Genomic DNA, 17,603 nt, shown 5'->3' on the forward strand with positions numbered 1-17,603 from the left:
ATGGCGCAGCTGTTGATCGTCTACCATTCGCGTACTGGCGGGGCCCGGCAGATGGCCGAAGCCGCAGCGCAGGCCGCGCGGGATGAGGCGGATGTGGTTCTGAAAACCGCGGATCAGGCCGGACCCGAAGACTTACTGCAAGCCGACGGCTATATCTTCTGCGCGCCTGAGAATCTGGCCGCTATTTCGGGTCTAATGAAAGAGTTCTTCGATCGCAGCTACTACCCGGTTCTGGGCGGCATTGAGGGCCGCCCCTATGCGCAAATGGTTTGCGCCGGGTCCGATGGCGAAAACGCCGCCCGCCAAACCGCCCGCATCGCAACGGGCTGGCGGTTGAAAGAGGTGCAGCCGCCTTTGATCATCTGCACCCATGCGCAAACGCCCGAGGCGATATTGGCCGAGAAAACCATCCCCGACGCCCAGTTGGACAACTGCCGCGAATTGGGTTTGGCCATGGCCGCTGGGTTGGCGATGGGGGTCTTCTGACCTCAGTTCAGATCGACCACAAAGGTCTCTTTGGCCCAGCCGTCCGTGTTGGTGCGGGCTTGCACCTGAACCTGCGCCACTCCTTCGGGAATCGCCACACCACTGAGCGATCGGGTGAAGGGTTGTTCATTCTCATGCGGGTGATGCAGTACGCGCATCCCTAGCTCTTTCCCCTCCATATCCAGCACGCGCCAGCCATCTGCGTAGTCATCCCAACCCGTTTCGGGATGGAGGACGGTGACATCGAATCGCCATGTCGCGCCGCTCTGTTTGGCAGTGACGGCCTCGATCACGGGATCATCGGCAAGGGCGGGGGTGGCCAGAAGGGCGGTCAAAACAAGATATCGCATGATGTGAACTTAACCCCATTGATGCAGAGTGGTGATCACGATCTGGTGTTAAGCAGCACCGTGCGCGAATGCGATGCGAACTCGCGCCGATACAGCATCGCCAGTGTTGCTACGGTCCCCGCAATCAAAGCTACAGGCCCTAGAATCCACGCCACGGCCGCCAGTGCGAAATACGTCGCCCGCAGGCCGCGATTAAAGGCGCGGGCGGCGGTAACGCAGATCTCGGCTGCTTGCCCGGCACGGGGATAAGCGGTGGGATCATCGGGGTCATTTGGGACGGCGGCCATCAGCACGGCGCAATAGCCAAACAGTCTATGCGCCCAGACATATTTCAGAAAGGCATTGGCCAAAAACAACAGGATGATCAGGATCTTGACCTCCCACACCAACGCGGGTGCGGTCCCAAGGGCCAGATCCTGCGCCAGTCCTGCCAACCGTTCGGTATTGCCCAACAGGGCCAGCCCACCCCCGATGGCGATCATCGTAGTCGAGGCGAAGAATGTGCTGCCCTGTCGCATCGTGCCCACCACTTGCGCGTCAAACATACGCGGCTGGCGCGTGACCATTTCCTTCATCCAGTCCCGGCGATAGCCATCCATGATCATCCCGACCGAGGGTTTTTCAGGGGGCGGATTTTCGATCCGCCAGCCGATCCACAGCCACGCGCCGATCAGCAAGGCGATGCCGATAAAATCGAGTGGCGCGAAGGGCAGAGACTGATCAATCCAGGACATAAGCGTGACACTAGGTTGTGACGTTAGAACTTGCCAGATCAGAAAATTGGTAATATTATTTTACCAAACTGGAGGGCCGCCATGGAAATGCCAAAGCCAAACCCCGACATCCTGCGTCGAAAGGACGTGGTTCTGCGCCGATTGCAGCAGGTTCTGCCAGAAGATGCGGTGATCCACGACCCGGCCGAGACGCGCGCGTATGAGTGCGACGCGCTGACTGCTTATCGCTGCCCTCCGATGTTGGCGGTGCTACCGTCTACGACGTCTGAGGTCTCGGACGTGCTGCGCATCTGCAATGAAGAGGGCGTGCCGGTGGTTCCGCGCGGCTCGGGCACGTCGCTGGCAGGTGGGGCGTTGCCCACGGCGGACAGCGTCATTCTTGGCATCGCCCGAATGAATGAAGTTCTGGAAACCGACTATGATAACCGCTTCATCCGCGTTCAGACCGGCCGTACTAATCTGAGTGTAACCGGTGCCGTGGAAGAAGATGATTTCTTCTATGCCCCCGACCCGTCGTCGCAGCTGGCTTGCGCGATTGCGGGCAATATCGGGATGAATTCGGGTGGGGCGCATTGCCTGAAATACGGTGTGACGACGAACAACTTGCTGGGCGTCACGATGGTGATGATGGATGGCAGTGTGGTCGAAATCGGTGGCGCGCATCTGGACGCGAGCGGGCTGGACTTGCTGGGCGTGGTCTGCGGATCCGAGGGACAGTTGGGTGTCGTGACCGAGGCGACGCTGCGCATCCTGCGCAAGCCCGAAGGCGCGCGGCCCGTTCTGATGGGCTTTGATGGTAACGAAGTCGCCGGGCAATGTGTGTCTGATATTATAAAATCGGGTATCCTGCCGGTGGCGATCGAGTTCATGGATGCGCTGTGTATCAAGGCGTGCGAGAACTTTGCTCAGGCCGGCTACCCCGACTGCCACGCCTTGCTGATCGTCGAGGTCGAAGGCTCTGAGGCCGAAATCGACTATCAGCTGTCCAAGATCATAGAGATTGCTAAGCGTCACAACCCTGTCGAGCTGCGCGAAAGTCAGTCCGCAGAAGAAAGCGCCAAGATTTGGCTAGGGCGCAAATCGGCCTTCGGCGCGATGGGTCAGATGAACGACTATATGTGTCTGGATGGGACCATCCCGGTCTCGGCATTGCCGCAGGTTTTGCGCCGTATCGGAGAGCTGAGCGAGGAGTATGGCCTGCCCGTGGGCAACGTGTTCCACGCGGGCGATGGAAATATGCACCCGCTGATCCTTTTCGATGCCAATAAACCCGGCGATCTTGAGAAATGCGAAGCGTTCGGAGCGGATATCCTAAAGCTCTGCGTGGATGTGGGCGGCTGCCTGACCGGCGAGCATGGTGTGGGCATCGAAAAGCGGGATCTGATGTCGCATCAATACGCGCCTGCGGATCTTGAGGCGCAGATGGCCGTCAAGGATGTATTCGATCCGAACTGGTTGCTGAACCCGGCCAAAGTGTTCCCATTGGATGTTTCTCAGCCCCGCCGCGAGGCGCGGATCGCTGCAGAATAGGCTCTAATAAAGAAGAAATATGATGAAACCCAGGACTGAGGCCGAGCTGGCCGAAACAGTGGCCGGGCTGCAGGATCCCGTGCGAATTGCCGGTGGCGGCACCCGTGGGATCGGCGGTCCAGAGATGACTATCGAAACCGGCGGACTTAGCGGGATCACCCTGTACGAACCGGGCGCGCTGACGGTTGTGGCGCAAGCCGGCACCCCCGTGGCAGAGATCGAGGCCGCGTTGGAGGCCGAAGGGCAGCAACTAGCGTTTGAGCCGATGGATCATCGCGGTCTGTTGGGTACGAATGGTGCACCGACCATTGGCGGTGTCGTGGCCGCCAATATCTCGGGCCCGCGCCGCATTCAGGCCGGGGCATGTCGCGATTTCCTGCTGGGTGTGCGCTATGTCGATGGCAAGGGCCAAGTGGTCAAGAATGGCGGGCGGGTGATGAAGAACGTCACCGGCTATGATCTGGTCAAGCTGATGGGCGGGTCGTGGGGCACATTGGGTGTGTTGACCGAAGTGTCGCTGAAAGTGCTGCCCAAGCCACAGGCGGTGGCGACGTTGGCAGTGCGAGTTGCGGATGCATCCCGTGCGGTGGGGGCATTGTCTGCGGCCTTGAAATCCCCTTTCGAGGTCTCGGGTGCGGCCTTTGATCCGCAAGACGGTCATGCTTTGCTTAGAATTGAGGGTTTCGCTGACTCCGTGGCGTATCGCGTTGGGCAGTTAAAGTCGGTTTTGGCGGAATATGGGGATGTCGCGGAGCGCGACGGTTCGGCCGAGATTTGGCAGGCCATTCGGGACGTATCGGCGTTTCACGGGCATGAAGGAGATGTATGGCGGATCTCGGTCAAACCCTCGGATGCGCCTGGGATTGCGGCGCGGCTTGGGGCGGATCAGACTCTGTTCGATTGGGGTGGCGGGCTGATTTGGGCGCTGGTGCGCAAAGGGGACGACCTGCGGGCACGTCTTGGGGCATTTGACGGCCACGCGACCCTGGTCAGGGCAGCGGCCGAAACGGTTGAGGCCCTGGGGCGGTTCCAGCCGGAAAGTGCCGGGATTCAGGCTCTGACACAGAGCATTCGTCAGCGTTTCGACCCGCGCGGGTTGTTCAATCCGGGATTGATGGGGTAGGCCGATGCAGACGACATTCACCGAAAAACAACTGCAAGACCCGGCGATCCAGCGCTCGAACCAGATTCTGCGCAGTTGTGTGCATTGCGGCTTTTGCACCGCCACATGCCCCACCTATCAGGTGCTGGGCGACGAGTTGGACAGCCCCCGCGGGCGCATTTACCTGATCAAGGACATGCTGGAGAACGAGCGTGTACCGGATGAAAAAACGGTCAAACATATCGACCGCTGCCTGTCCTGTCTGGCCTGCATGACCACTTGTCCATCCGGTGTGCATTACATGCATCTGGTCGATCACGCGCGCGAATATATCGAGCAGAAGTACAAACGTCCTTTCACCGACCGCGCTCTGCGATGGGTGCTGGCGCAGATCCTGCCTTATCCGATGCGGTTCCGCTGGGCTTTGATCGGGGCCAAGCTGGGCCGTCCGTTCAAATTCCTGATGCCGGATGCGCGGTTGCGGGCGATGCTGGATATGGCGCCAAAACATATCCCTCCGGTCAGTCGCAATGATGATCCGCAAAGCTTTGCCCCCAAGGGTGCGCGCAAAAAGCGTGTGGCGCTGATGACGGGATGCGCTCAGAAGGCGCTGAACACTAATATAAACGATGCCACCATCCGCCTGCTGACCCGGCTGGGCTGCGAGGTCGTAGTAGCCGAGGGCGCGGGTTGTTGTGGGGCGCTGACGCATCACATGGGCAAGTCCGATGACAGCCACAAAGCGGCCGCTGACAATATCCGCGCTTGGGTGGCCGAGATGGACGGGGACGGGTTGGATGCCATCGTCATTAACACATCGGGTTGTGGGACGACCGTGAAGGATTACCGGCATATGTTCCGCAATGACGCCTTGGCCAAGGACGCGGCGCGAGTGTCGGATATCGCCATGGACATCAGCGAGGTGCTGATGCAGTTGGACCTGTCTGAGGGCGCGGATAAGGGCATGACTGTCGCCTACCACGCGGCCTGTTCGCTGCAGCATGGGCAAAAGATCAAGACCTTTCCAAAGGATCTGCTGAAACGCGCGGGTTTTTCAGTGGTTGAACCCGCCGACAGCCATCTGTGTTGCGGCAGCGCGGGCACGTACAATTTGATGCAGCCCGAAATCTCGGGCAAGCTGAAACAACGCAAGGTTAGAACGTTGGAGGCCAAGAACCCCGACGTTATTGCCGCAGGTAATATCGGATGTATGATGCAAATAGGGTCGGCCACCGAGGTTCCGATTCTGCATACGGTCGAACTGCTTGATTGGGCGACCGGAGGTCCGCTGCCGCGGGCTATGCAGCAGGACCGCAGGCCAGACCGAGAGGTGCCGATCTTAAGGTAGGTATCTGATGCGGCAGCGCTAGACTGTCGCGATCGGATTCGACCCGACAGGCAAGCGCCCTAATTTCGCCCCACGTGGCGCGTAGGAGGAAACGTACCAAGCAACGTCGGAGAAGCGCTTGCGACACTGGTTGAAGGTTCTGACACTGGCTTTGATGCCGATGGCTGCGATGGCGCAGGATTCCAGGTTGAAAAGCCTGGATACGACTGATGCGGGCCGCGCGTGGATGGCGGTTGGACGCCTGGATATTGGCGGAACGGGGTTCTGTACTGGTACTCTGATCTCGCCGACGCTGGTTCTGACGGCTGCGCATTGCCTGTTTGACAAAGCCACAGGTCAACGTGTGGATTTGTCTGATGTCGAGTTTCTGGCCGCATGGCGACTTGGGCGCGCATCTGCCTATCGCGCCGCGCGTCGAGCGGTTGTGCATCCGAAATTCCAGTATGGCGAAGATGCGACCGCAGCCCGCATCGGCAATGACATTGCGCTGATCGAGTTGTGGCAACCGATCCGAAACACAACGGTTATTCCTTTTGAAACAGGTGATCGCCCTGCCCGAGGGGAAGAGGTTGGTGTCGTATCCTATGCGCGAGACAGGGCCGAAGCTCCGGCGCTGCAAGAGGTGTGCTCAGTCATGAGCCGCAGGTCCGACGTTCTTGTCATGTCTTGTGACGTAGAGTTCGGGTCCTCTGGTGCGCCAGTATTTTCCTTCGAGGGTGATCGTCCTCGCATTGTGTCCGTGGTCGCCGCAAAGGCAGAATTTGACGGACAGCGCGTGGCGGTCGGAACAACGGTCGAAGATTCTCTGACCATTCTGCAAAGGGAATTGTCGGCGGGGCGTGGCTTTATCGCCAAGACCCCGCAGGGCGCCGCGCGAAATAATGTTGGCGCAAGGTTCGTCAAACCATGATCCGTGCATTGCTGACTGCTTTGTGCCTTATCGGCCTAGCGACCGCATCTTTTGCACAGAGCGCAAAGCGAAAGCTGACCGACCGGGATGATCTTTACGGTTGGGAGGCTGTGGGGCGTCTGGATATCGGCAACCGAGGGTTTTGCACCGGCACTCTGATCGCGCAGGATATTGTCCTGACCGCTGCCCATTGTGCGCTGGATCGGGGAACCGGGCAATTATATGCACCCGGCCAGTTAACATTTCGGGCTGGGCTGAGCGATGGTGAGGCACTGGCCGAGCGCAAAGTCGAACAGATCGCCATTCATCCCGACTATACCAAGCACGGTGGGCTATCGGCCGAGGCTGTTCGGATTGACGTTGCGCTGATGCGGCTGGATCAGCCGATCCCGTATTCGGTGGCCAATCCTTTCGCCCTGCACAGCGGGCGCGTTTTGGGCAATGAGGTCAGCCTTGCTTCGTACGGGCGCGGCCGGTCCGAGGCGATAACGCGGGAACGCTCTTGTCGTATTCTGCAGCGCCATCAGGGATTGATCACGTTCAATTGCGATATCACCTTTGGGTCGTCCGGTTCGGCCTTGCTGGCCCGGAGCGGGTCACGCTGGCAGATTCTCTCCGTAGTATCCGCGGTCGGCAGCGACGGGCGGCAAAAGGTCGGGTTCGGGATGGAATTGTCCGGAATAGTGTCGGAATTGAAGGCCGCGCTGCGTCGGGACGCGCCGCAACCCAAAGCCGAGATCCGACGCTTGCAGGTCGGTTCGGGCAAGTCCAATTCCGGCGCGAAATTCATCAGCTCGGGCGGGGGTTGAACTCGGTCAAATCGTTACCCATCTGAACTGTATCGGGTCGCCAATGATGGGGCCTGACACAGCAAACGCCCGTCCAAACCGGAGGGCATATCGTAGATCGCTCAGATGAGGATACACCACATGCGTAGTTTTGATTTTGCACCGCTGCACCGCGCCACCATTGGCTTTGACCAGATCGCCGACATGATGGATCGCGTTCTGACCAATGACGTGGCCCAGCCCAGCTATCCGCCTTACAACATCGAAAAAACCGATGCCGACACCTATCGGATTTCCGTCGCTGTCGCCGGTTTTGCCGAGGCCGATCTGTCGGTTGAAGTAAAAGAAAACGCCCTGATCGTGGCCGGTAAGAAAGCTGCCGAGGACAAGGACCGTTCCTACCTGCACCGTGGCATTGCCACCCGTGCGTTCGAGCGCCGCTTTGCGCTGGCAGATCACGTGCGCGTCACCGGTGCCAGCCATGAGAACGGGATGCTGAACATCGACCTCAAGCGCGAGGTGCCCGAAGCGCTCAAACCGCGCCGGATTCAGATTTCGTCTGGTCAGGCCATCGAAAAGGACGTGGTTGACGCCAAAGCCGTGAACTAAGGCCGTCCGACCACCGCGATAGTCCTGCCTCTCGGGGCTATCGCAGACTGCACGCCCCGCGTTCCTCCAGACGCGGGGCGTTGTTCCCCAAACCAATATCTATCCTGCGCAATAGTGCAGAGGTTGAATGTTCAACGAGCTACTTGAACCCAGCCATCTTGATCTGGGTCAGTTCCGTGGTGGGTAGGGGTTCGTTGGGACTTACATGACCAAAAGTAAGGACAACTGAGTGCGAGTGAATGGAAGGAATGTGAAATGAAGAAAGTAACTATATCTTGCCTGCTTTTGGGCACGCTTGCTTTGGCGGCGTGCGGGGCGCCAACGACGCCAACACAGGCCCAGGTCCAACACGATGCGCGTTGCGCAGCAGGTATTTTGGGCGGCGCGGCTCTTGGTGGCGTTGTCGGTAATCGCTTCGGCGGCGGATCAGGCCAAACACTGGCGACTGCGGCAGGTGCCGGACTTGGAATGTATGCAGGTCAGTCGGCTTGCAACTGACGAAAAGTTACATGCTAAAAAGTTTAGCGCCGCGCAGGTAATGCGCGGCGCCAATAATTTAGGAATATGTGCTTCAGTTCCCAGCCGTCACCGACCCGATCGACCAGAACATCGTCTCGCCCGAGGCATCGTCGACGCCGTCATTGTCGGTCATCACAAACGCCTCGCCCGAGGGTAGGATGGCAAGACCTTCGATCTTGTCCAGAACATAGCCTCCGGTCGAGGTCAGGTCAGGCAGCAGGTCGCGAACCTCTTCCTTGCTGACCACTGGCAGGGGGCCGCCCAGCGGGGCAGGGGTCATTTCCGACAGTGGGACGCGATAGACCTTTTTGGTCACGGCGCGGTGGTCGTGCTGGTTGTCGCGCTCGATCACATAGACATGGTCGCCGAAGGCCACGATTTCCGACAGGCCGACCCAACCGGTATCCGGGTCCGCTTTGGGGTAGTGAACCGCGCCCCATTCTTTGGTCTCAAGGTTATAGGCCACCAGTTTCACGTGGTTTTCCGGGTCGTCCTTCCATTCACGCTGAACGGCCATCCACAGAGTGTCACCGACGCGGGTGATGCCCTCGAAGCCAAAGCGTTTCTCGACCGCCATCAACTCGGCAGGCAGGCCGATCTCGCCTTTGCGATCCTTGATCTTGCCCTCGGCTGAAACGTGGTAGATCGCGTGCGGGATCACACGGTCAGTGCGACCTTCGGATGCGACGTAGAAGCCACCCTTGCCGTCCAGCGTGATGCCCTCAAGGTCCAGCTTCTGCGCTGGGTTGCCATCCTGACGGTGGATGCGGATCACGTCCACGATGCGCGCGGGTTGCTGGCTGGGGTCGATCTTGAAGATCGACGGCTGGAAGCCGTAGAAGCTGTCATTGACCGCATAGATCATGCCGTCTTCATCCGCCACCAGACCGGACAGCGCACCCCATCCAATCAGCTCATCCGCGCCTTCCGATGTCAGGTGCGGGTAGGCGGCGGGCGCATCCTGATATTCGAAGATCGACACATGTGCACGCGGGCCACCATCTTCGATCAAGTCTTTTTCGTTGGCCGAGATCAGCAGGTTCCGCTCGGGGATTGCCACATAGCCTTCCGGACCAACGCCCGAGGGCAGCAGTTGTTTCAGAACCGGGCTCGCAGGGTCGGTGGCGTCATAGACCCCCACGACCGAGGCGCGCTCGGCCCCCACAAAGATCATCGGAGTACCGCCAAAGGTGGCTGCGGTCACGCTTTCCGGCTCAACGCCTTTGCTGTCCGAGCGTTTGTCAGGGTAGTGGCCGATCTGAATGATGGCCTTTTCGAAATCGGTGCCGTTTTCGTAAACAACGGTCCCGTCCTTGTGGAAGATCGTCCAACCGCGCGAGCCGCCCTCGTAATCGCCTTCATTGGCGGTGGCGAAGTGGTTGTCGTCGATCCATTTCACCGCGTCCGGCTCGCGCAGACGGCCCGGCTGGCTTTCGGTGAAGATCAGCGCGCCGCGCTCATCGGTGGCGTCGATGCCTTCCAGATCCACGCTGCCGGCCGAGAAATGGCTGATCACGGTGCCGTCTTTGGCAACAACCGCGATGTGGTTGTTTTCCTGCAGGGTGACGACCGTTTCGCCAAGGCCGTTGATATCCACGAACTCGGGCTCGGGATCGGTGGGCGCAACCTCGGCCAGGCCGGTCAGCGAGGCCATTTTCATGCCTGCGCAATCCAGCGCGCCATCTTTTAGCGGTACCAGCGCCAGCTCACCTGCGGGCAGCTGCGGGATGATGCCATCGTTGAGGTCTTCGTCCCGCTCATTTTCTATCGCCACAGCAACAAAGCTGGCATCGGGAGCGATGGCGACGCTGTCTGGCTGACCGCCCAGATCACAGGCGCCGGTCTGCGCCTTTCCCGCGATATCGACCGAAATAAGTTTGCCCGACGGGGCGGTATAGCTGTCCGAAGTGTTCACGCCAACAAAAGCATTTGCGCCAACGATCCCGACTGAGGTCGGCTCGCCACCAACCTCCATCGCACCCAAGGGCGCAGGGTTCGCGGGATCGGTGATGTCGACCATGCCGATCACGCCCAGCGGGCTGTCGGTGTAGACCAGCGTCATGCCATCTGCGGTCGCCGCGATGATCTCGGGCGAGGTTTCGCGGGTGGTGTCCGCGCCTTCGGCCATGTTTTTCACCACGGGGAAGGATGCAATTCGGTTGAAATTCATCTCTGCCAAGGCCTGACCAGCAGTCAGAGCAAGGGCAGATGTCAGGCAGACAGTGCGCAACGACATCGGTGGGTTTCCTCTTTTCACTCGGATGCGAGGGGGATGGACCGGGATCGTTGCGGTGTTGTGACAGTTTGGCTTCAGTTTTGTGACAAACGCGGCCACTACCGGGGCAGTGGCCGCGAAGAGTTAGACCGAAAGACAGACGTATTTCATCTCAAGGTAGTCCTCCATTCCGTGATGGCTGCCTTCGCGACCCAGGCCGGACTGTTTGACACCGCCAAAAGGCCCAACCTCGGTCGAGATGATGCCCGTGTTCACACCGACTATGCCATACTCCAATGCCTCGGCCACCTTGTAGACGCGGCTCAGATCTTTGGCATAGAAGTAAGAGGCCAGACCAAAGATCGTGTCATTGGCCATGGCAATCACGTGATCTTCGTCCTCGAATTTGAACAGCGGGGCCAGCGGGCCGAAGGTTTCATCCTGCGCGACCATCATGTCCTGCGTCACGCCAGTTACGATGGTGGGCTGGAAGAAGGTGCCACCCAGATCATGCGGCAGACCCCCAGTCAAAACGGCACCGCCCTTGTCGGTGACGTCCTTGATATGCTCTTCGACCTTGGCAACGGCCTCTGCGTTGATAAGCGGGCCCGTGGTCGTGCCTTCGGACAGGCCATCACCAATCTTCAGCGCCTCAACGGCGGCTTTCAGTTTAGCCGCGAAAGCGTCATAGACACCTGCCTGCACGTAGATACGGTTCGCGCAGACACAGGTCTGACCATTGTTGCGGAACTTGCACAGCATTGCACCCTCGACCGCGGCATCCAGATCTGCGTCGTCAAACACGATGAACGGCGCGTTGCCGCCCAGCTCCATCGAGCATTTCATGACCTGATCGGCCGCTTGTTTCAGCAGGATGCGGCCCACTTCGGTCGAGCCGGTAAAGGTCAGTTTGCGCACGCCGGGGTTTTCGCAGAACTCCTTGCCGATCTCGCTGGCGCTGGAGGACGGCAGCACGTTGAAAACGCCCGCCGGAATGCCAGCCTGTTCGGCCAGAACGCCCATGACCAGCGCAGACAAAGGTGTTTCCTTAGCAGGGCGCGCAACAAAGGCGCATCCGGCGGCCAGTGCCGGCGCGGCTTTGCGCGTAATCATCGCGTTGGGAAAGTTCCACGGCGTGATCGAGGCTGCAACGCCTATGGGTTGCTTCAGAACCATGATCCGCTTGTCGCGCTGATGGCCCGGGATCATTTCACCGTAAACCCGCTTTGCCTCTTCGCCGAAGAATTCGATGAAGGACGCACCATAACCGATTTCGCCAATCGCTTCAGCCAGCGGTTTGCCCTGTTCGGCGGTCAGAATCTTGCCCAGATCCTCGGCGTTTTCCATCATAAGGTCGAACCAGCGGCGCAGGATAACTGCGCGTTCTTTACCAGTCAGTTTGGCCCATTCCTTTTGCGCTGCCTCGGCCTGCGCAATCGCACCTGCTACCTGCGCGCGGCTTAGGTCCGCGACCTCGGCCACGACATCTCCGCGCGCGGGGTTCGTGACAGCAAAAGTGCCGTTGTCGCCGTCCACCCACTGACCGCCAATATAGGCCTTGGTTGCTAGGAGATCGGGGTTTTTCAGGATGGATTTCAGATCGGTTGTCGTGTCCAGCATAGCTTGGCCTCCGGCAGGAATTTAGAGTTGTCGCACACAAACAGGTGGGGTCTGGAATGTCTATGTCCACAACCCGTCAGGGATCAATCCAGATTTGATCAAAAGCGGCACTCGGGCGCGAAAGATCGCGCCTATCTTTTTCGGGCCGAGTTTGCCACAGTTTGCAGGAATTTTGTCTCTCGGGGGATGTAAATAGATGTAACATTCCCTATCTTATTGGGTAATTGAACAAAAAAGGGGATAGTGCAGATGTCGAACCATAAATTTGACGCGTTGATCGAAGAAACGCAGGCAAAAGTCCGCGAAAGCCAGTCGCAGATCGAAAACCTGACCTCGCGCATTGACGCCGCCCGGGCCAAGATTGGCACGGCCGAGGCCGAGGCCGATATCGACATCGAAAACGCTACGCTGGAAGATGTGCACGCCCATACTGAAGTGATGAACGCCAATATTGCCGAGCTGATCATGGGTCTGGATGACGTCACCAACGCGTTCTCCAAGGATTTCGACGAGATGCGCTCGAAAACCGGGTGGGAGAGTTTTGTTGGCATCTTCGCCAGGGGCAAGTCCGAATCCATGCGGCAGGAGCGGATGCGCACCGCCAATATCGACGACAAGCTGCAGGACCTGATCGCCAAATCCGACGTGATCGTGAAACTGCTGGAAGGGCAGCTGTCCGTGCTGGAGGAACAGCGCGTGAAGGTCGAGGACAACCTGACCGGCACGCTGGATGATCGTGAGGCGACAGTGGCCGAACTGGAAGCATTGCGGGCTGAAATTCAGGGCATGGACCCGACCATCATTACGCTGGAAAACAAGATCAGCGTCGAACAGGACGCCGCCGCGCGCACTCAGCTTGAAACCGAGCTGGCCGAACTGAACAAGCAATACAACGCCAAGGTTCAGGAAGAGCAGGTCAAGCTGGCTAAGTCGCAGACGCTTGAGCGTTACATTGAAAAGGGCAAGACTTGGGTCGATTCACTGCAGAACCAGGCGGCGACGCAGATGGTGCTGATCAACAAGCTGCAGACAGACACGCAGCAGCGCGTGGTGCTGTACGATGCCCTGACCAAATCGCTGAAAACCGCACAGCAGCAGGACGTGGCCCACCGCATCAACGAGATCGGCGTGCAGACCGACCAAGAGGCGCAGACGGCCATGGCCGCCATCGGCACAGCGACCAACCAGAAAATGGCCGACATGCTTGAGGCGCACGAAGGCCACATGGTCTTTGCCCGCGACGTGCTTGAAAAAAAGGCCAAGGCAGACGAACGCTTTGCCCGCCGGTTTGCCTCGATTGTCGAGAAGCATGATAAGAATTTGTATGGGGGTTAAGTGAGTTTTGCTCGCCAGCAGTTCCTTTTGCTAGCTGCAAGCCTTGGACCGTTAGAGCTGCCGAGGCTACTGGAGCAATTGGGGATAATCGACGAGAAACCGGCTTATCCGGAAGCAGTCCAGACTCTGATGATAATGGTCGTAGCAGCTTGCCTTATTAGGCTTCTGTGCTGGCTGAGTTGGGGCAGCGAGAGAGGGCGTCGTTTTCAACGCCGAGTTGGAATTAACCCCGAGGTGGTTCTGCACAGCATCGGTTCGCCTCTGTATAGATGGTGGTTTCACATCGACAGGAATGGAAAGGGCTTGGACACTCCAAGATGAACGAAACTAACCCCACCCAAGACCATGTCGGCCTGACCGACACCTTCGCCTCGCGTCGCTATTTCCGCAAATTCGAGGTGATCACCGTCCACCTCCTGCGCGTGGCCGCGACGATGGAGGCCGAGGGCGCGATCAGCAAGCAAGAGGTGCGGATCGTGTCGCGCTACCTCTCGGGGTTGCTCTATACGTTCCGGGCACTGTCCATGAAATACCTGCTGGTCGGGCGTGATACGGGGCGGTTCTTTGGCAGCCTTGCCATGGACAAGCGCGACAGCGGGTTTCCGGTGGCGGCCGAGTTGCTGACCATGGCCAACGACGCGCAGCAGGCGCAGGTGCATCTGGCCAATATGCCATCAGCCGACGATCTGAAAACCGACATGGTGCGCACCATCATTGGTGACCGCGAGATACCGACCAAGCTGCAATTCGCACTGTCGCAAAGGCTCTATTACGAGGAATTGCTGAAAGGACAGCTGTTCTGGGCCCGTAACGATCCCGAATGCCATTGGCTCGGGAATGAAGGGGATCGGCGCAAGTTTCTGATCCACTGGGCGGTTTATGACAGCCAGATCAACCTGCCAGTCATCTACATGATGAAGTTGGAGGACAGCGGGCGCACGGCCCTACCCAAGGACCAGCGTCGCTGGCCCGAGGTGCAGGCGCATCTGATGGCGCAGTCTTTGGGCGGGCTGAAGCTGGTGACGATCGCCACGGGCTTCGATCAGGATTTTGACGACCTGCACCCCAAACACCTGCGCCGCATCCATGTGGGCCCGATGTATTCCTCGGCCTATACCGAGCAATCCGGACCCCTGCGGCAAGTGCTGGAGGACTCGCAGGCTCCTGAAGGTCAGGATTGGGCGCTGGCCTGGACCATGGAACAGTTGGAAAGCGAGGACGTGATCGAAGAACGCGCTGGGTGGTTCTCGACCGTCGAGCGCGAGGTGTTCGCCTTGGACCCGTTCGGCGGGCAGGGGGCCGAGACCGGAGCGACGCAAACGCAGCGGTCGATCATCCTGCCCCAGCGTCCGTTTCAGGTTCTGGCCGAGCGCAGCCCGCCGGGGTTTGCTGATGTGCGCAAATTCGTTGTCAGCAAGACGGGGCAGGTGTTGAGATACTAGTTTTTTCGCATCGGGCGGAAGTATTTTTGAACAGAAGAAGCAACGGCGGTTTTTTAAATGAGTTTGACGTCAGATCAGATGGAATTGCGCGAAGACGATCTTCGCAAGCATTACCCGGCAGCGACCGCTTTGCTGAACGGGTTCGAACACGCGCCGCGGATTGCCAAACCGGTTGAGGCAGCGGTCGAGCGTTCTCCGGGTGTTTCGACCGGACGGCGGTTTCGATCCACGACGCCGGGGCTGGTGACGCGGCGCACCGCGCGCGCGGACGGGGTGCATCTGGTTGAGCGGATCGAGGCCTCGGACGACGGCGATACGCTGGTCTCACCACCGCAAGCCACAACGCAGCAAGCCATTCGCCGGGCGATTGCGATCGCTCTGGCCGTGGCCGAGGCTTATGCGGAACAGACCCCGCTGGCCAATCTGAAACGCGCCAACCTGGCGGGGGATCTGCCCGCCGCGCGCAAAACAGAATTCTCGGAATTGCTGACGGCTGAGGCTTTGATCACGTCCCATACCTTCGGGAATGCGCTGGCCTACCTGATGTCTTCGCATCTGGGCGAGACCACCGTCGACCTCGGCGAGATCGAAGAGGTCCTGACCGACAATGGCCAGCTTGCGTTGCATGGTGCCCTGTGGGAACTGGATCAAGTGTTGGCGAAACACGCCCCCGACGACGCGCATCTGATCGCGGCTACGAGCGCCTATGCCGAACAACTGATGGACAAGGCCGCCCTGCGCGCGCAGTCGGCGGATCATCTAGCCCCGTTCCAGAACGCCGCGTGGCATATCGAGGCGGATGACCTGACGATCCGGGGGTTCGAACCCGCCTCCAAGGCCAAATCCACCACCCTGACCATGACGTTCAAGAAGCCGAACGAGGTGGTGGGAAACCACATCGCCAAATATCAGGCCATGAAGCTGGCCAAGATGCTGATGGCTTATGACTTTGACCGCCGCCTGAACCCGTTTGCGGAACTCGGCGGGTTCATCTTTACCTTCATGGGCGACGGCAAGCCGGGCACCGGCAAGACCACCCTGATCCAAATGATGGCCGGGCTGATCAACGATTATTGCCAGAACGCGGGCTATCCTTTCCGCTATCAAAACCTGAGCACCGACAATATAGACAGCTATCAGGGCAAATCCGGACAGAACGCCAAGGCGTTTATCAACACGATCATCGACCCCTCGGTTATCGGCTTTGGCACCATCGACGATATCGATCAACTGGCGGGTAAACGCGGCGACCGGCAGTCCTCGGCTGGGCAGCTGGAAATCACCGCCGTTCTGATGGAGAGCTTTGCGGGCGCCAACACCGTCGTGCGCGGCAATTGCACCTTTGGCATGTTCTCGAACTATCCCGAGAACGTGGACGATGCTCTTCGCCAGCGGGCGGGAGCGCGGTTTCTGGTGGACGGGCCGCAAACGCGCGAGGACTACATCGACATTCTGCACCTGTTGATGGGCCGCAACCACGACATCCCGTTGGGGGAACACGAGGCTTATGCCGCGCAGGAGATCAAAAAGGCCGTCGCTGCCAGTTTTGAAAGCCACTCCCACCCGCATGAGGACGCCTTGCTGCAGGTTTATAATCGGGTTTCGGGCGAGATCGGCCAGATGGACACGATTGCCAAGCTGGGCACCTACCTAAAGGCGATCCAGCAGGCGGACGAGCGGTTTACGGGCCGCGCCATCAAGAACATCACCGACGCGGTCAAGGTCCGCGCGATGGATTTCGAACTGCCTGATGAGTGGATGGAGAACCCCGACCTGTTCCTGTTCCGCGACTACGACACCAAGAAGGCCATGATTGAGGACCTGCGCCAGCCGATCACGGTGGACATGGTGATGCAGGAAGTCAACCGCTACGCCGACAGTGAATTCCGCTATGCCGACAAGAGCGACGAGGTCGCCATCGAGAACGCCGTCCGAGAAATGGGCCGGATGGAAGAAGCCAAGCGGCGGTATCTGAAGGGGAAAACATGACCGGCGGCTTGATCCTGATCTTCGGATCGCTGATCAGCGCGTGCCTGTTTTTCGGCATTACGGTCGCGCGTCGCCGCGCGGCTGCCCGACCCGCCTTTAGAATGTTGGCACTAATTATTTTCGCGGTTGCTTACGTCTGGAGCGCGTTGTTTGAAATCTGGATCAACGGTGCCTCGGTCCTGCGCCCCGCCTCACTGGTCCACGCCTTTGGTCCGGGTCAGGCCCCTTCACATTTTCTTGCGCAGGCGTTGTTCTGGTTCGTCCCCGCAATGATCTTGTCCGGCGGAGCGTATGCAGTAACGCATCGCCGGAAAAAGGACGTAATGACATGACTTTAACTCTCGCAATCTCTGGTTTGGCGCTTGTACTGGGCCTGATCCTGCCCCTGCGTTGGGGTGTGTTCGGATTTCTGGGCGCCGTCGCGGTTCTGTATCTGACTCAGTTCGGTGTGAATGCAGGCAGCGGCTTTGAAGGCGCGTCGTGGGACGAGACCCTGATCCTGTTTGAAGGCAGTGTGGTGTCTTATATCGGCTTCAACTTGCAGATCACCGCGCGGGCGTTTGCGCTGCCACTGTTGGTGCTGGCAGTTGTGGTTGTTGGTCGTCTAAATAGAATGATGAGGTGAC

General features: G+C 59.1%; 17 protein-coding genes. 13 read left to right on the forward strand and 4 right to left on the reverse strand.

Features of this window, described 5'->3' with window-relative positions:
• A complete protein-coding gene (locus tag ABWV79_RS05590; protein ID WP_353390856.1) occupies window positions 1–486 on the forward strand; it encodes a flavodoxin family protein in 486 nt (161 codons plus the stop codon).
• A gap of 2 nt (window positions 487–488) precedes the next feature.
• Here ABWV79_RS05590 and ABWV79_RS05595 read toward each other — a convergent pair whose 3' ends face one another.
• On the reverse strand, window positions 489–836 hold the full coding sequence (locus ABWV79_RS05595; RefSeq protein ID WP_353390858.1) for a hypothetical protein: 348 nt from the start codon (window positions 834–836) through the stop codon (window positions 489–491).
• A gap of 35 nt (window positions 837–871) precedes the next feature.
• Window positions 872–1,570 (reverse strand): DUF599 domain-containing protein, encoded by a 699-nt coding sequence (locus ABWV79_RS05600; protein WP_353390860.1) that lies wholly within the window; start codon window positions 1,568–1,570, stop codon window positions 872–874.
• Between the two features lie 81 nt (window positions 1,571–1,651).
• Between ABWV79_RS05600 and ABWV79_RS05605 the strand changes: the two genes are divergently transcribed.
• The 7 genes from ABWV79_RS05605 to ABWV79_RS05635 all read left to right on the forward strand — a co-directional run bounded on the left by ABWV79_RS05605 (window position 1,652) and on the right by ABWV79_RS05635 (window position 8,355).
• Complete coding sequence (locus ABWV79_RS05605; RefSeq protein ID WP_353390862.1) at window positions 1,652–3,100, forward strand: FAD-linked oxidase C-terminal domain-containing protein; 1,449 nt, start codon at window positions 1,652–1,654, stop codon at window positions 3,098–3,100.
• Between the two features lie 22 nt (window positions 3,101–3,122).
• Window positions 3,123–4,223, forward strand: a complete 1,101-nt coding sequence (locus tag ABWV79_RS05610) for an FAD-binding protein (protein ID WP_353390864.1) — start codon at window positions 3,123–3,125, stop codon at window positions 4,221–4,223.
• 4 nt (window positions 4,224–4,227) lie between these two features.
• Window positions 4,228–5,550, forward strand: coding sequence for a glycolate oxidase subunit GlcF (glcF, locus tag ABWV79_RS05615; protein WP_353390866.1), 1,323 nt, complete (start codon window positions 4,228–4,230; stop codon window positions 5,548–5,550).
• Window positions 5,551–5,668: 118 nt separating this feature from the next.
• The gene (locus ABWV79_RS05620; RefSeq protein WP_353390868.1) at window positions 5,669–6,460 is read left to right on the forward strand and encodes a trypsin-like serine peptidase; all 792 of its coding nucleotides are present in this window, start codon (window positions 5,669–5,671) and stop codon (window positions 6,458–6,460) included.
• Window positions 6,457–7,269 (forward strand): trypsin-like serine peptidase, encoded by an 813-nt coding sequence (locus ABWV79_RS05625; RefSeq protein ID WP_170353812.1) that lies wholly within the window; start codon window positions 6,457–6,459, stop codon window positions 7,267–7,269. Before ABWV79_RS05620 ends, ABWV79_RS05625 begins: the two co-directional genes overlap by 4 nt.
• 120 nt (window positions 7,270–7,389) lie before the next feature.
• A complete protein-coding gene (locus tag ABWV79_RS05630) occupies window positions 7,390–7,857 on the forward strand; it encodes an Hsp20 family protein (protein ID WP_209195578.1) in 468 nt (155 codons plus the stop codon).
• A gap of 255 nt (window positions 7,858–8,112) precedes the next feature.
• Complete coding sequence (locus tag ABWV79_RS05635; RefSeq protein WP_170353810.1) at window positions 8,113–8,355, forward strand: glycine zipper 2TM domain-containing protein; 243 nt, start codon at window positions 8,113–8,115, stop codon at window positions 8,353–8,355.
• A 73-nt stretch (window positions 8,356–8,428) separates the two neighbouring features.
• Here ABWV79_RS05635 and ABWV79_RS05640 read toward each other — a convergent pair whose 3' ends face one another.
• Together ABWV79_RS05640 and ABWV79_RS05645 are read right to left on the reverse strand one after the other, a co-directional pair.
• On the reverse strand, window positions 8,429–10,612 hold the full coding sequence (locus ABWV79_RS05640) for an esterase-like activity of phytase family protein (protein WP_353390871.1): 2,184 nt from the start codon (window positions 10,610–10,612) through the stop codon (window positions 8,429–8,431).
• A gap of 123 nt (window positions 10,613–10,735) precedes the next feature.
• Window positions 10,736–12,211, reverse strand: a complete 1,476-nt coding sequence (locus ABWV79_RS05645) for an NAD-dependent succinate-semialdehyde dehydrogenase (protein WP_353390873.1) — start codon at window positions 12,209–12,211, stop codon at window positions 10,736–10,738.
• Window positions 12,212–12,460: 249 nt separating this feature from the next.
• Between ABWV79_RS05645 and ABWV79_RS05650 the strand changes: the two genes are divergently transcribed.
• From ABWV79_RS05650 to ABWV79_RS05670, 5 genes are all read left to right on the forward strand, one after another.
• Complete coding sequence (locus tag ABWV79_RS05650) at window positions 12,461–13,546, forward strand: coiled-coil domain-containing protein (RefSeq protein WP_353390875.1); 1,086 nt, start codon at window positions 12,461–12,463, stop codon at window positions 13,544–13,546.
• 317 nt (window positions 13,547–13,863) lie between these two features.
• The gene (locus ABWV79_RS05655; protein WP_353390877.1) at window positions 13,864–14,988 is read left to right on the forward strand and encodes a hypothetical protein; all 1,125 of its coding nucleotides are present in this window, start codon (window positions 13,864–13,866) and stop codon (window positions 14,986–14,988) included.
• A gap of 57 nt (window positions 14,989–15,045) precedes the next feature.
• Entirely contained in the window at window positions 15,046–16,977 is a 1,932-nt protein-coding gene (locus ABWV79_RS05660; protein WP_353390878.1) for an AAA family ATPase, read from the forward strand.
• Window positions 16,974–17,309: a hypothetical protein gene (locus ABWV79_RS05665; RefSeq protein WP_353390879.1), complete on the forward strand. Its 336-nt coding sequence runs from the start codon at window positions 16,974–16,976 to the stop codon at window positions 17,307–17,309. The genes ABWV79_RS05660 and ABWV79_RS05665 overlap by 4 nt, the downstream gene beginning before the upstream one ends.
• The gene (locus tag ABWV79_RS05670; RefSeq protein ID WP_170353801.1) at window positions 17,306–17,602 is read left to right on the forward strand and encodes a hypothetical protein; all 297 of its coding nucleotides are present in this window, start codon (window positions 17,306–17,308) and stop codon (window positions 17,600–17,602) included. The genes ABWV79_RS05665 and ABWV79_RS05670 overlap by 4 nt, the downstream gene beginning before the upstream one ends.
• Window position 17,603 lies beyond the last annotated feature (1 nt).

The organism is Ruegeria sp. HU-ET01832 (genome assembly GCF_040371315.1).
GTDB lineage: Bacteria > Pseudomonadota > Alphaproteobacteria > Rhodobacterales > Rhodobacteraceae > Ruegeria > Ruegeria lacuscaerulensis_A.

Excerpts from the sequence above, each read along its gene's own strand:
- ABWV79_RS05655 (WP_353390877.1), top strand. The coding sequence starts at position 13,864 with ATGAACGAAACTAACCCCACCCAAGACCATGTCGGCCTGACCGACACC.
- ABWV79_RS05670 (WP_170353801.1), top strand. The coding sequence starts at position 17,306 with ATGACTTTAACTCTCGCAATCTCTGGTTTGGCGCTTGTACTGGGCCTG.
- ABWV79_RS05595 (WP_353390858.1), bottom strand. The coding sequence starts at position 836 with ATGCGATATCTTGTTTTGACCGCCCTTCTGGCCACCCCCGCCCTTGCC.
- ABWV79_RS05610 (WP_353390864.1), top strand. The coding sequence starts at position 3,123 with ATGAAACCCAGGACTGAGGCCGAGCTGGCCGAAACAGTGGCCGGGCTG.
- ABWV79_RS05590 (WP_353390856.1), top strand. The coding sequence starts at position 1 with ATGGCGCAGCTGTTGATCGTCTACCATTCGCGTACTGGCGGGGCCCGG.
- ABWV79_RS05600 (WP_353390860.1), bottom strand. The coding sequence starts at position 1,570 with ATGTCCTGGATTGATCAGTCTCTGCCCTTCGCGCCACTCGATTTTATC.
- ABWV79_RS05645 (WP_353390873.1), bottom strand. The coding sequence starts at position 12,211 with ATGCTGGACACGACAACCGATCTGAAATCCATCCTGAAAAACCCCGAT.
- ABWV79_RS05625 (WP_170353812.1), top strand. The coding sequence starts at position 6,457 with ATGATCCGTGCATTGCTGACTGCTTTGTGCCTTATCGGCCTAGCGACC.
- ABWV79_RS05650 (WP_353390875.1), top strand. The coding sequence starts at position 12,461 with ATGTCGAACCATAAATTTGACGCGTTGATCGAAGAAACGCAGGCAAAA.
- ABWV79_RS05665 (WP_353390879.1), top strand. The coding sequence starts at position 16,974 with ATGACCGGCGGCTTGATCCTGATCTTCGGATCGCTGATCAGCGCGTGC.
- ABWV79_RS05630 (WP_209195578.1), top strand. The coding sequence starts at position 7,390 with ATGCGTAGTTTTGATTTTGCACCGCTGCACCGCGCCACCATTGGCTTT.
- ABWV79_RS05605 (WP_353390862.1), top strand. The coding sequence starts at position 1,652 with ATGGAAATGCCAAAGCCAAACCCCGACATCCTGCGTCGAAAGGACGTG.
- ABWV79_RS05635 (WP_170353810.1), top strand. The coding sequence starts at position 8,113 with ATGAAGAAAGTAACTATATCTTGCCTGCTTTTGGGCACGCTTGCTTTG.
- ABWV79_RS05660 (WP_353390878.1), top strand. The coding sequence starts at position 15,046 with ATGAGTTTGACGTCAGATCAGATGGAATTGCGCGAAGACGATCTTCGC.
- ABWV79_RS05640 (WP_353390871.1), bottom strand. The coding sequence starts at position 10,612 with ATGTCGTTGCGCACTGTCTGCCTGACATCTGCCCTTGCTCTGACTGCT.
- glcF (WP_353390866.1), top strand. The coding sequence starts at position 4,228 with ATGCAGACGACATTCACCGAAAAACAACTGCAAGACCCGGCGATCCAG.